Source organism: Nonomuraea sp. NPDC050227, from assembly GCF_044459705.1.
Classification (GTDB): Bacteria; Actinomycetota; Actinomycetes; order Streptosporangiales; family Streptosporangiaceae; genus Nonomuraea.
Window position 1 is genome coordinate 176094 of the sequence record NZ_JBITJF010000011.1, and the last position, 12766, is coordinate 188859.

10 protein-coding genes are annotated in these 12766 nt (G+C 70.3%); 5 read left to right on the plus strand and 5 right to left on the minus strand.

Translation table 11 applies throughout. From position 1 onward, the window contains the following. Positions 1–10: 10 nt before the first annotated feature. From ACIBK9_RS36510 to ACIBK9_RS36520, 3 genes are all read right to left on the minus strand, one after another. The gene (locus tag ACIBK9_RS36510; protein ID WP_397163262.1) at positions 11–781 is read right to left on the minus strand and encodes a thioesterase family protein; all 771 of its coding nucleotides are present in this window, start codon (positions 779–781) and stop codon (positions 11–13) included. A gap of 10 nt (positions 782–791) precedes the next feature. After that, positions 792–2282, minus strand: coding sequence for a hypothetical protein (locus ACIBK9_RS36515; protein ID WP_387665263.1), 1491 nt, complete (start codon positions 2280–2282; stop codon positions 792–794). A gap of 141 nt (positions 2283–2423) precedes the next feature. Beyond that, the gene (locus ACIBK9_RS36520; RefSeq protein ID WP_125639785.1) at positions 2424–2648 is read right to left on the minus strand and encodes a hypothetical protein; all 225 of its coding nucleotides are present in this window, start codon (positions 2646–2648) and stop codon (positions 2424–2426) included. A gap of 141 nt (positions 2649–2789) precedes the next feature. Between ACIBK9_RS36520 and ACIBK9_RS36525 the strand changes: the two genes are divergently transcribed. The 3 genes from ACIBK9_RS36525 to ACIBK9_RS36535 all read left to right on the plus strand — a co-directional run bounded on the left by ACIBK9_RS36525 (position 2790) and on the right by ACIBK9_RS36535 (position 7560). Beyond that, a complete protein-coding gene (locus tag ACIBK9_RS36525; RefSeq protein WP_352329753.1) occupies positions 2790–3359 on the plus strand; it encodes an HhH-GPD-type base excision DNA repair protein in 570 nt (189 codons plus the stop codon). Positions 3360–3565: 206 nt separating this feature from the next. After that, positions 3566–5656 carry a SpoIIE family protein phosphatase gene (locus ACIBK9_RS36530; RefSeq protein WP_352329755.1) on the plus strand — a complete coding sequence of 697 codons (2091 nt, stop codon included), beginning with the start codon at positions 3566–3568 and terminating at the stop codon, positions 5654–5656. Between the two features lie 242 nt (positions 5657–5898). Next, entirely contained in the window at positions 5899–7560 is a 1662-nt protein-coding gene (locus ACIBK9_RS36535) for an RNA polymerase sigma factor (protein WP_397163265.1), read from the plus strand. Between the two features lie 65 nt (positions 7561–7625). On the opposite strand, the gene ACIBK9_RS36540 is transcribed toward ACIBK9_RS36535, so the two are convergent. After that, entirely contained in the window at positions 7626–8372 is a 747-nt protein-coding gene (locus ACIBK9_RS36540) for a YaaA family protein (protein WP_397163267.1), read from the minus strand. Between the two features lie 60 nt (positions 8373–8432). On the opposite strand from ACIBK9_RS36540, the gene ACIBK9_RS36545 reads away from it, so the two are divergent. Continuing rightward, the gene (locus ACIBK9_RS36545) at positions 8433–9134 is read left to right on the plus strand and encodes a GNAT family N-acetyltransferase (protein ID WP_397163269.1); all 702 of its coding nucleotides are present in this window, start codon (positions 8433–8435) and stop codon (positions 9132–9134) included. Positions 9135–9600: 466 nt separating this feature from the next. On the opposite strand, the gene ACIBK9_RS36550 is transcribed toward ACIBK9_RS36545, so the two are convergent. Continuing rightward, complete coding sequence (locus ACIBK9_RS36550; protein ID WP_125639804.1) at positions 9601–9831, minus strand: hypothetical protein; 231 nt, start codon at positions 9829–9831, stop codon at positions 9601–9603. A 247-nt stretch (positions 9832–10078) separates the two neighbouring features. Between ACIBK9_RS36550 and ACIBK9_RS36555 the strand changes: the two genes are divergently transcribed. Then, the gene (locus tag ACIBK9_RS36555) at positions 10079–12145 is read left to right on the plus strand and encodes a DNA topoisomerase IV subunit B (protein WP_352327648.1); all 2067 of its coding nucleotides are present in this window, start codon (positions 10079–10081) and stop codon (positions 12143–12145) included. Positions 12146–12766 lie beyond the last annotated feature (621 nt).

Here is a 12766-nt window from a genome sequence, read left to right on the forward strand (position 1 = left end):
TGACGCAGCGCTACCTCGGCGCGACGAACAACGTCTGAGTCGCCGTGCCGACTTCGCCGCGCTCGTCGTACAGGGTGGTGCGGGTCAGGCCGCGGCCGGAGGGGCCGATCGCGGTGGCCGCGTCCATGCAGGTCCACTCGCCCACCGGGGTGCGGAACAGCGAGATCGTCAGGTCGACGTTGACGAAGACGTGGGTGGCGAAGTCGACGGCCGGGCTCACGCCGTTGCCGCTGTCGGCGAACGCGGCCAGCCGTTCGAACGGGGTGATCTCCTCGCCCTCCACCAGCGGCACGGTCAGCCTGCCCCACACCGTGGCCGGGCCGGGCAGCATCGGGCCGCCGCGGGCGAACCGCCAGTCGAACGCCCTGCCGTAGCCGAAGCCCGACACCAGGTAGGACGCCGCGTGCTCGGGCGAGGGCGGCGGCACGGGCGCGGGCGGCCCGGCGGCCGGCGTGGCGGGCGTGTCGGCCTCGCGGATGCGCCACGCGGTGGCCCTGGCGTACTCGCGCCCGCCGGACAGCACGGCCGCCGACAGGCACTGCACCCGCTTGCCGTCGCGGACGACGTCGGTGACGACCTCCAGCTCGGCCACGGGCACCGGGGCGAACACGTCGACCGCCAGCCTGGACAGCGCCAGGCCGGGCAGCGGCGCGGTGCGGTCGAGCTCGTGCGCCATCAGGGCGGTCACCGGGCCCATGTGCTGGGAGCCCGGGTCCCACGGCCCCTGGGTGTGCTCGGAGGCGAGGTAGCGGCCCATGGCCAGCCGGCGGTACATCGACATGGGACGGACTCTAGATCTCGTCGGGGATGTCGGCGATGTCGTCGAGGGCGGCGGCCAGCTCGTCGGGGTCGCCGCCGATGCGCTCGGCGATCTCGATCAGCACGTGGAGCACGTCGTGGCGGTCGTGGCCGAGGTCGAGCAGGCGCTGGGCGGCCTCCCACAGCTGGGGCGGGTCGCCGTCCCACAGCCGGGTCGCGATCTCCTCGTGCCAGGCCAGGTGCTCCTGGTCGATCACGCCGCCGTGGTCGATCTCCAGTAACGTGCGCCGGTCGGCCTCGTCGGCCGGGTTGAGCCGGTCGAGGTCGATGCCGTTGTGCACGCCCTGCAGGTAGGGGAACGCGAACACCCGTCTGGCCAGCGCCGACAGGTCGCCGTCGGGCAGCAGCCGCTCCAGCAGCGGCCGGTCGAGCCCGAACGACGTCGGGTCGCGGTAGGCCTCGGGGAACTTGCCCGTGGCCTCCCACACCGCGTCGAGGGTGGCCTTGAGCCCCTGCTCGGGCAGGCCGGTGCGGCGCGCGGCGAAGCGCACCCACGCCGACAGCACGTGCGGCATCGCCTCCTGCTCGGCCGCGCTCAGCATCACCTTGCGCGGCAGCCAGTCGAGCAGGAACGTCTCGCACTTGGTCGGGCTGACCCGCAGCGGCCGGTTGAAGTCGCGCTCGCAGCCGTAGTCGATGATGTGGTCGGCGCAGCGCGAGGCCGCCGACGGGTCGGACAGGTGCTCGGCGGCGTCGGAGGCCAGGAACTCGGCGGCCAGCATGGCCCGCCGCTCGCGGCTGTAGGGCGCCTCGATGTGCAGCGGCGCCGGACGTTTGCGGCCCGGCGGCAGCGCCTTGAGCCGGGCGCGGGCGAAGGCGTGGTAGGCGCTGTAGCTCTCGCTCACCGGCGGCGGCGTCTTGGGCTCCCTGGTGGCCTTCATGGCCGAGTCCAGGAGCGCCCTGGCCTGCTCGGGCTGGATCTCCTCGAACAGCAGCATCGGGTTGCCCGCCGCCTCGGCCCTGGCCTGCTCCAGCAGCTTGTCGACGTGCGAGGAGACCCACGCGTCGCGGGCCATGCCGTTCATGTTGTGGTCGACGACCACGACCAGCGCGTGCCGGTCGCTGGGCACCGATGCCTCGTTCCATCGGTAGGCGAACGTGCAGATCACCGTGTCCTGGTCGCCGTAGGCGTCGCGGGAGACGTAGCAGCCGGTGGGCTTGACCGCGCCGACCTTGTCGGCCCAGCCCGGCCTGGCCACGCCCGACTCCATCATCGCCAGCGCCGCGCCCTCGGCCTTGGCGCCCTGGCGGGCGGTGCCCAGGTAGGCCAGGCACACCAGCAGCGTCAGGGAGGCCGGGGTGCCGGCCTTGGCCGCGTAGTCGACCAGGCCCTCCCCGAGGACCTGCTCCACGTCACCGCCCCTGACCCGCCTGCCCCACCAGGCCCCGATCATGTCTGAGACCATCAGCTCCGCGTCGAGAGGGCTGCGCACCGCGAGCAGCTCGCGGGCCGCCTGCACCATCTCCTGGAACACGTCGTCGGGCGGGCTGCTCTCCCGGGGATCTCGTCGGTGTCGGCGCACGCCCTCACTCTCTCGTATTCCAGGCGCAAACGGTGAAGAGAACTCGGCCTGGTGACCCCGATGTTATCGGTGGAGCCGCGATCAGCGGGGACTTCGGGGCGGCGGGGCGGAGTTCACGATGGCGAGCAGATGCTCGCGCGCGATGCGCTCCACGACCTCCGGTGTGGGCGGGACGCCGAGATGCTCGGCGCACGCGCACACGTCGGCCACGCACCGGTCGATCGTGTCCACGGGTACGGTCAGGAACTCTTCGGCCAGCCGGAGACTGACCGGCTCCCTGAGGAAGCGTGTGGCCAGAGCGAGCATAGATGTGAGATTCCTCTGGAGACCCGGGAGCAAACCCCCAGGAACGTATGCAGGGTGACTTGCGCTCCCATTTCATCTTTTCTCGGCCTTGTGTCAAGGCTCTGAGGCGCCTGTGTTCGCTTCTCGTGCAAAGCTGTTTCCATGCGCATCCAGCTCGCCCAGCGGGACGAGGCAGACGAGCTCCTCGGCCGCAGCCCGCTCGCCCTGCTCGTCGGCATGCTGCTCGACCAGCAGATTCCCATGGAATGGGCGTTCACTGGGCCGTACACCATCTCGGAGCGCCTGGGGCACGACCTGACCGCCGAGGAGATCGCCGCCTGCGACCCCGAGGCGTTCGCCGCGCTCCTGGCGCAGAAGCCGGCCGTGCACCGATACCCCAAGTCGATGGCCGCCCGCGTCCAGCAGCTCGCGGCCTACCTCGTCGAACACTACGACGGGCGGCCCGAGCTCATCTGGAGCGACGCGGCCGACGGGAAAGACTTGTTGAAACGACTGCAGGCCCTTCCGGGATACGGCAAGCAGAAGGCCCAGATCTTTTTGGCATTGCTGGGCAAGCAGCTGGGGGTCCAGCCGTCAGGCTGGCGTGAGGCAGCCGGACTCTACGGCGAGGAGGGGTCATACCGTTCGGTCGCCGACGTGGTCGACACCGACAGCCTGGGCCGGGTGCGCGCCGCCAAGCAGGAGGCCAAGCGCGCGGCCAAGGGCGAGTAACCTGATCTTGCTGCGCAATGTGGAGCGACTTTGACAGGATGCGTTGACCCTTATGGCGACCGGGCGGCGGCGGGGGCTTCCGTCGGCGCATGCCCATCGCCGATGATGTACTGCAGAATCCGGTCGCCCGGAGCTGCGCTACGCCGATACACAGTTATGGAGATGTGCCGCGTGGGAGACCCTGGCACGCGACGGAGGTGCCGACCATGAGCGCCGAGACCTCCGTTCCCCGTCCCCGGGAGTCGGATGTGGACATCTCAGACTCCGCCCTGTTCAAGGGCATGCTGTCGGAGGCCGAGTTCGCCTTCGCGTTCTTCGACGGCGATGGCCGCGTCCAGCGGGTCAACGACGTGTTCAGCGACGTCGTCAGCGTGCCCGCCGAGCGCCTGGTGGGCCGCCTGCCGGTCGAGGTGCTGGCGGCCGACCTGAGCCAGATCATCACCCACGCCGTCCAGGCCGTCATCGAGAGCGACGCGCCGGTCACCGAGGGCCGCGTGCGCGTGCGGTCCGCCGAGGGCGACACCCGCCACTGGTCGCTGTCGTTCTCGCCGGTCCACGACGAGGCGGGCGAGCTGCGCGCCATCGCGCTGGTGGGCCTCGACGTGACCGAGAGCCGGCAGACCGAGGAGGCGCTGCGCCGCAGCGAGGAGCGTTACCGCTCGCTGGTGGAGGCGCAGTCCCAGCTCGTCTGGATCACCTCGCCCACGGGCGCCGTCGTCGAGGACGCGCCCCAGTGGCGCGCCATCACCGGCCAGGGGCTGGAGGAGTACCTCGCCAACGGCTGGCTGGAGGTCGTCCACCCCGAGGAGCGCCAGCAGACCGAGGAGGCCTGGCGCGAGGCGCTGCGCGGCCGCACGATGTTCGAGTGGAACTACCGGGTCCGCACCCGGGCCAGCGGCTACCGCCACTTCGAGGTGCGCGCGGTGCCGATCATCAGGCACGGCAGGGTCGTGGAGTGGGTCGGCGCCAACACCGACGTCACCCCGCAGCGCGAGGCCGAGGAGATGCGCGGCAGGCTGACCGACCAGCTCGGCGCCGCCGCCCTGCGCACCGCCCGGCTCCAGGGCGCCACGGCCCAGCTCGCCGAGGCCCTGACGGTCGAGCAGGTCGTCCAGGTCATCATCGACGTCGGCCGCACCGCCCTGGCCGCCGACCGCTCGGCCGTGGCGCTGCTCGACACCGACCGCGCCGCGCTCAAGCTGGTCAACGGCGAGGGCATCCCCGAGGTCCAGGGCTCGGGCGACGAGATCCCGCTGTCCCACTCCAACGTGATGACGATGGCCGTCAACAGCCGCCGTCCGGTCTTCGCCGAGTCGCCCGAGTCGCTGAAGGCGCAGCTGCTGGAGGCCGGCGACGACGAGGAGGCGCTGGCCGGGTTCATCAGCCAGGGCGACGAGCGCGCCTGGGTCGGCCTGCCGCTGCTGGCCGCCGGCCGGGCGCTCGGCGCGCTGCGCTTCTCGTTCACGCGCCCGCAGAAGATCTCCCAGGAGGACGGCGTCTTCCTGGAGGCGCTGGCCGGGCAGTGCGCCCTGGCCGTCGAGCGGGCCACGCTCTTCGAGCGCGAGCACCGCACCGCCGAGACGCTCCAGCGCAGCCTGCTGCCCGACCGCCTGCCCGTGGTCAAGGGCCTGGTGCTGGCCCAGCGCTTCCGTTCGGGCAGCCGCCACGTCCAGGTCGGCGGCGACTGGTACGACGCGTTCGTCCTGCAGGACGGGCGTGTCGCGGCGGTCGTCGGCGACGTCATGGGCAAGGGCGTCAAGGCCGCGGCGGGCATGGGCCGCATCCGCAACGCGATGCGGGCGCTCGCGCTCACCAACCCGCCGCCCGCCGCCGTGCTCACGGGCCTCGACCGGGTCTTCGAGGCCACGGAAGAGGAGGAGCAGGTCACCACCCTGGCCTACATGGTCGTCGAGCCGGTCACCGGCGAGGGCACGCTGGCCATGGCGGGCCACCCGCCGCCCGTCCTGGTCTCGCCCCAGGGCACGGCGATCCTGTGCGACGCCGAGCCCGGCACGCCGCTGGGCTGGCCGACCAGCCGCCGGCAGTTCCGGTTCGTGGTGCCGCCGGGACACACCGCGGTGCTCTACTCAGACGGTCTCGTGGAGAACAGGAAGCGAGGGCTTGACGCCGGTCTCGCAGAGATTTGCAGTGTTGTGACCGAAGCGCCGCCTGAGGTGGTCAGCAGTCCGCACATGTTGCTGGACTTCCTGGTTGACCGGATGTTGTCTGGATATGAACAGGATGATGACGTTACCGCGCTCGCAATTCACGTCCCGCCGGCCACGAAGAGTGACTGAATGAAACAGTCATAACGGTTGCTTTCGGGTATCAGTGCCCCGCTTACGTACGCACTACTGTCTTGGTCGGCCTAGGGTGGAGGACAACCGCCGGGAGGTGGCCGTATGGAGTGCGGGGTCGTGCCACAATGCTGTGTCAGGTCCGTCGCGCTTCGCACGGCCTCACCGATCTCCGAGAGAGGCAACAGCCCCCAGCGGGCATCTGGGTCCATTGTCGCCACGCGTTCGTTCGAGAGGTGTTCGTGTCGCCTGCAAGTTCGACTCGCTCGAAGCCACAAGAGCTGAACGAGCCCGTCATTCAGCGACTGCTCGAGCGTGGGCGCTCGCAGGGTTTCCTCGAGTCTGAGGATGTCCGTCAGGCCTTCGAGGAGGCGGACATCCCCATGTCGCACGCCGCCGCGTTCTTGCGGAACCTCAGCAAAGAGGGCGTGACCGTGGTGGTGACCGCCGCGGATTCGGCTGCGCCGAAGAAGTCTCGTGGTCCAGCAAAGCGCCGCACCGCTGCCCCCGTCAAGACCAAGACGGCAGCGGCCGCCAAAGAGCAGCAGCCCGAGACCGTGACCGCGGTCGTGGGCGCCGCTGAGGCCGAGCCGGCCGCCAAGAAGCCGGCTCCGGCCAAGAAGGCCGCTCCCGCTCCGAAGAAGGCGGCTCCGGCCGCCGCCAAGAAGGCCAAGCCAGAAGTCAGCGCTGGGCCTGCCGAGACCAAGCCGAAGGCACCCGAGGGCCTCAAGGCGACCGACTCCGACGACGACGATCTCGAGCTCGACGGCGACGTGGAGCTGGAGGACCTCGAGGACATCGAGGTCGACGACATCGTGGCCGAGGACGACTCCGACGCCGAGGGTGACTCCGACTCCGACGACGACTCCGACGACGAGCCCAAGGCCGCCGACGTCGCCGCCGCCACCGCGGACAAGACCGAGGACGAGGTCCTCATCCTGTCCGACGACGACGACGACGCCCCGGTCGCCCAGGTGGCCGCCGCCGGCGCCACCGCCGACCCGGTGAAGGACTACCTCAAGCAGATCGGCAAGGTCCCCCTGCTCAACGCTGAGCAGGAGGTCGAGCTGGCCAAGCGCATCGAGGCCGGTCTGTTCGCCGAGGAGCAGCTCGGCGGCGGCGAGACCGACAGCCTGCCGGTCGACGTCCGGGCCGAGCTCGAATGGATCGCCGAAGACGGCCGCCGGGCCAAGAACCACCTGCTGGAGGCCAACCTCCGGCTCGTGGTCTCGCTGGCCAAGCGCTACACCGGGCGCGGCATGCTGTTCCTCGACCTGATCCAGGAGGGCAACCTCGGTCTGATCAGGGCCGTGGAGAAGTTCGACTACACCAAGGGCTACAAGTTCTCCACCTACGCCACGTGGTGGATCCGGCAGGCGATCACGCGTGCCATGGCCGACCAGGCGCGGACCATCCGCATCCCGGTCCACATGGTCGAAGTGATCAACAAGCTGGCCCGGGTCCAGCGGCAGATGCTGCAGGACCTCGGCCGCGAGCCCACGCCGGAAGAGCTGGCCCGCGAGCTGGACATGACGCCCGAGAAGGTCGTCGAGGTCCAGAAGTACGGCCGCGAGCCCATCTCCCTCCACACCCCGCTGGGTGAGGAGGGCGACAGCGAGTTCGGTGACCTCATCGAGGACTCCGAGGCCATCGTGCCGGCCGACGCCGTCAGCTTCACGCTGCTGCAGGAGCAGCTGCACTCCGTTCTCGACACGTTGTCGGAGCGGGAGGCGGGCGTCGTGTCGATGCGGTTCGGCCTCACCGACGGGCAGCCGAAGACGCTCGACGAGATCGGCAAGGTTTACGGGGTCACCCGTGAGCGCATCCGCCAGATCGAGTCGAAGACCATGTCCAAGCTGCGTCACCCGTCCCGGTCCCAGGTTCTGCGCGACTACCTGGACTAGGAGCCACCTCGTCGATCGCCCCGTCCGGAACCCTCCGGGCGGGGCGATCGACGTTTCCGGGGGCGTCAGGCCGGGTCGGTGACGTGCACGTCGAGCAGCCAGGGGCGGTTCGGCCTCGCGGGCTCGGCGAGGTCGACCGTCCAGCCCAGGTTGCCGAGGGTCTTGGCCAGCTCGCCGGGCGTGCCGGGGGCCTCCTCCTGCTGGAGCAGGACGCGGGCGATCTCGCCCCGGGTGGCCTTGGCCATGTGGCTGACGACCTTGCCGTCGCGGAAGACGCGTACCGACACCGACCGGTCGCCGGGCTGCCAGGCCCCCGCGTACGTGGCCGAGCGCAGGTCCACCACCAGCCCCGGCATCCGGTCCAGTTCCTTGGCCAGGTGCGTGCGCCAGTAGGCGGCCAGGCCGCCCAGCGGCGGCAGGCTGACGCCCATCGACAGGCGGTACGGCGGCACCCGGTCGCAGACGCGCAACACGCCCCACAGGCCGGAGAAGATCAGCACGGACTCCTCCGCCCTGGCCCTGGCGGCGTCGTCCAGGGTGTTCAGGCCGAGGTTGTCGTACAGGACGCCGGTGTAGAGGTCGGCGGCGGGAAGGGTGGGCGCGGTCTTCAGCGCCGTGTTCTTGGCCGCCTCGCCCGCCAGACCGGGCGTCAGCCCGAGCACCTGCGCGGCGTCGCGGCGCTTGGAGGCCCGGATGAGCGCGGTCACGACCCGCTTGCGGGCACGGTCGAGCTTGGGGAAGGACAGCTCGCCGAGCGGCGGGCCGCTCCCCTCGGCGGCCTTTCCTTCGGACGGCGGCAGCAGAATCAGCACAACCCCACACCCTAACGGGCCGGTCAGAGGGTGTTCGCGCTGGTCGGCTAGGCTGCGCGGATGAACGTCGACCTGCTGGTGCACCAGGCGTGGCCGGCCTACGAGCAGCGTGTCCACGACGGCTGGGTGCTGCGTTCCGCCGGAGGCGTGACCAAACGGGCGAACTCGGTGCTCGCCCTGAACGCCCCCGCCGACCTGGACGCCGCGATCGGCGCCGCCGAGGCGTTCTACGGCGAGCGGGGACAGAGCTGCGCCTTCTCCGTCGGCCCCGGCACCTGGTCCGGCCTGGACGCCGAGCTGGCCCGCAGAGGGTACGAGCTGGTCGATCCGACGGTCGTCATGGCCGGATCGCCGTCGGCAGAGCCGCGCGGCCCGGTGCGGATCGAGGACCATCCGTGGCCGGAATGGCTGGAGACCTGGTGGTCCGTGGACGGCCGGTACGGCGCCGGCCTGGAGGAGGCCGCCCGCATCTGCACCGGCGTGCCCGCCTGGTACGGGGCCGTCGAGGAGGACGGCGTGCCGGTCGCGGTCGGCCGGGTGGTGCCGCAGGGGGACACGGCGGGGATCTTCTGCATGGCGACGTTGCCGCGGGCCCGGCGGCGCGGGCTGGCCCGTACGGTGCTGCGCGCCCTGACCAGGCATGCCGGGGCGAAGAGCGCGTACCTGGTCACCACCGAGCCCAACCACGGGGCTCAGGCTTTGTACCGCAGCGAGGGTTTCCAGACCATCGGCCGATACCACTACCGCGTACGAACACCGTGACCTGAGCCGTACGACCGGCCTGCACCAAAGAGGTGTGCACGGCCCCAACCACGCCGCGTGCGGACGCTTGAGACGCCGGCGCCCGTGCGGCCCTCTGACCACCGGGCGGAGGCCTGGTACACGGCAGGCACGGCCTGGGCCACGCCTCCGCCCGCGCTCTGGATCCGCGTGTACGTGTGTCCAGGGCCACAGTCTGCGTGCGCCCGGACATCCCCTGCGGGTGGCCTGATTCACTGCGTGCGTGTGCGCTGGACCACCGTCTTCGCGCAACCCGGCGACCGCCTTCGCGCACCCAGCCCTGCCTGTACGCGGTCTGGCCACTACGTCGTGTGACCTGAACCATCGCTTGCGGGTGCTCTGGCCACCGCCTGGACGGGGTTGAACGCAGAACGGCGATCCCGGCGTGGTGTGCCGGGATCGCCGAACTGGTCGTGCAATATGTGGTTATGTGATCACAACGAACGCGTCAGCGGTCGTCGTTGGGGTTCATTGACGGGGTTTCGCTGAGGCGAGCCGACTCGTCCAGGATGTCGGCGCCCTTTTCGCGCAGCGCTGCGACGTGCTGACGCCCATGGTGGGCGCAGAACAGCAGCTCCCCACCAACAGGCAGGGTCGCGCGAATGTAGGCCTGGGCGCCGCAGCGGTCGCAGCGGTCGAGGGCCGTCAGCGGCTTAACGGGGGCGAGAGCTCCAGTCACGTATCGCCTTTCGGGTCACCCCCGCCGAAGCGAGGATCTGGCGTCAGTCACTTGAGACAACATCTAACCGGACGTGGACGTTCCCAACCTCCGCCTCGCTACGCCCAGAGCAGAATGTGTCCGAAAGTAATGGTGATCAGCCGGTTGGTAACGGCAAACGTGTCGCCATGGCAAGCTTGTACGCGCGCCTGAGGGAAGAACGGTAGGCTACGCACACGTGTTCGATGCTTAGACCAGGGGAGCAAGAGTGACGGTAGTGGAGGCGGGTTACACAGCTCGTCACCTGTCGGTGCTTGAGGGCCTCGAGGCCGTACGCAAGCGGCCGGGCATGTACATCGGGTCCACCGACAGCCGCGGGCTCATGCACTGCCTCTGGGAGATCGTGGACAACGGGGTCGACGAGGCCCTGGCCGGCCACTGCGACCGCATCGAGGTCGAGCTCTACGCCGACGGCTCCATCGAGGTGCGGGACAACGGCCGCGGCATCCCCGTTGACATCCACCCCAAGACCGGCCTGGCCGGCGTCGAGCTCGTCTACACCAAGCTTCATGCCGGCGGCAAGTTCGGCAGCGGCTCCTACGGCGCCTCCGGCGGCCTCCACGGCGTGGGCGCCTCCGTGGTCAACGCCCTGTCCTCCCGGCTCGACGTCGAGGTCGACCTCGACGGGCGGGTCCACGAGATCAGCTTCAGGCGCGGCGTGCCCGGCGTCTTCGACGGCGACGGGCCCACGGCCAAGTTCAAGAAGAAGTCCGGGCTGCGGATCGGCGGCAACCTGCCCAAGAACGTCACGGGCACCCGTGTGCGCTTCTGGGCCGACAAGCAGATCTTCCTGCCCGACGCCGAGGTCTCGCTCGACGAGATCCACGTGCGCCTGCGGCAGACCGCGTTCCTGGTGCCGGGCCTGACCCTGGCGGTCTTCGACAGCAGGGGCGAGGAGCGTACCGGCGAGGAGTTCCGCTTCGACGGCGGCATCTCCGAGTTCACCGAGTTCCTGGCCCGCGACGAGCCCGTCTGCGAGGTGCTGCGGCTGCAGGGCGTGGGCCACTTCCACGAGACCGTGCCGGTCCTCGACGACCAGGGCCACATGACGCCCACCGAGGTGCAGCGCGAGCTCACCGTCGACGTGGCGGTCCGGTGGGGCAAGGGTTACGAGTCGACCGTGCGCTCGTTCGTCAACGTGATCGCCACGCCCAAGGGCGGCACCCACCTGACCGGTTTCGAGCGCGGCCTGGTCCGCACGATCAATGAGCTGCTGCGCGAGACCCGGCTGCTGAAGAGCGGCGACGACCCGGTCAACAAGGAGGACATCTCCGAGGGGCTGACCGGCGTGGTCACCGTCCGGGTGCCCGAGCCGCAGTTCGAGGGGCAGACCAAGGAGGTGCTCGGCACCTCCGCGGCCACCCGCATCGTCTCCCACGTGGTCTCGCGCGAGCTCAAGGAGCTGTTCGCCAACCCGCCGCGCGGGTTCAAGCAGCCGCTGCGGGCCGTGCTGGAGAAGATCGTCGCCGCCGCCAAGGCCCGCATCGCGGCCCGCGAGCACCGCGACAACCAGCGGCGCAAGAGCGCCCTGGAGAACTCCGCGCTGCCCGCCAAGCTGGTCGACTGCCGCAGCGACGCCGTCGACCGCAGCGAGCTGTTCATCGTCGAGGGCGACTCCGCGCTCGGCACGGCCAAGCTGGCCCGCGACTCCGAGTTCCAGGCGCTGCTGCCGATCCGCGGCAAGATCCTCAACGTGCAGAAGGCGTCCGTGAGCGACATGCTCAAGAACGCCGAGTGCGCCGCGATCATCCAGGTGGTGGGGGCCGGGTCGGGGCGTTCGTTCGACATCGAGGCGGCCCGCTACGGCAAGGTCATCCTCATGGCCGACGCCGACGTCGACGGCGCGCACATCCGCTGCCTGCTGCTCACCCTGTTCCACCGCTACATGCGGCCGATGGTGGAGGCCGGCCGGGTGTTCGCGGCCGTGCCGCCGCTGCACCGCATCGAGCTCACCAACCCCGGGCGCGGCAAGGAGAAGTACATCTACTGCTACTCCGACGCCGAGCTGCAGAAGGTCCTGCGCGACCTGGAACGGCGGGGCAAGCGCTGGAAGGACCCGGTGCAGCGGTACAAGGGCCTTGGGGAGATGGACGCCGACCAGCTCGCCGAGACCACGATGGACCCGCGGCACCGGGTGCTGCGCCGGGTGCGCATCGAGGACGCCGAGGGGGCCGAGGCCATCTTCAGCCTGCTCATGGGGAGCGACGTGGCGCCGCGACGGGAGTTCATCGTCAGCAGCGCGGCCGAGGTCGACCGCGACCACATCGACGCCTGAGCCTGGAGGCTCTCACCCGGGGTCACGTATCTGACCCCGGGTTTCGCTGACACCGGCTCAAGCAAGGGCCCAGATTTCAGGGACCTCGCGCCCATGTCCGCGGCGCTACCGTGCTGCAACCTCGCCGGCAGAACGCCACCGGGTCTCAACGCGACCTTGTGCTTCCACAACGGCCTCTCGCGTTTCCTCGATCGAAAGACGGACCCCGTGTCGTCAGGCTGCGCCCTGGCCGGGCTTCTGGGGCCGCCGAATGTCACGTCACCGCGCCTCAATCTGGCCCCTGGGCTCAAGGTGATGGCGGCATCCTCGGGCCAGGCGACGTTGGGTACGGGAGGACGCTGGATTCCGGGTGTCATCGGGCCAGGGCGACGCCGGGCTCAGGACGACGCCGGATTGGGGCGGCATCGGGCTCAGGGCGGGCATTCAGGGCCTCGGAACGCCCTCCGGCAGCAGGGTTTCTGGCCCAAGGAGGGGTGGCGTTGCCGGCGGATGGCGCGCGGGCTGGCTTGAGGAAGTCCTCATGGGCGGTCGGAGCGGAGCTCCCGGCCGCTGCACGTTTGGCAGGGCGCGGGGCTGCTTGGCAACCCCGGCGACCCGGTCTCGAAGGGTTCTGCCCAGGTC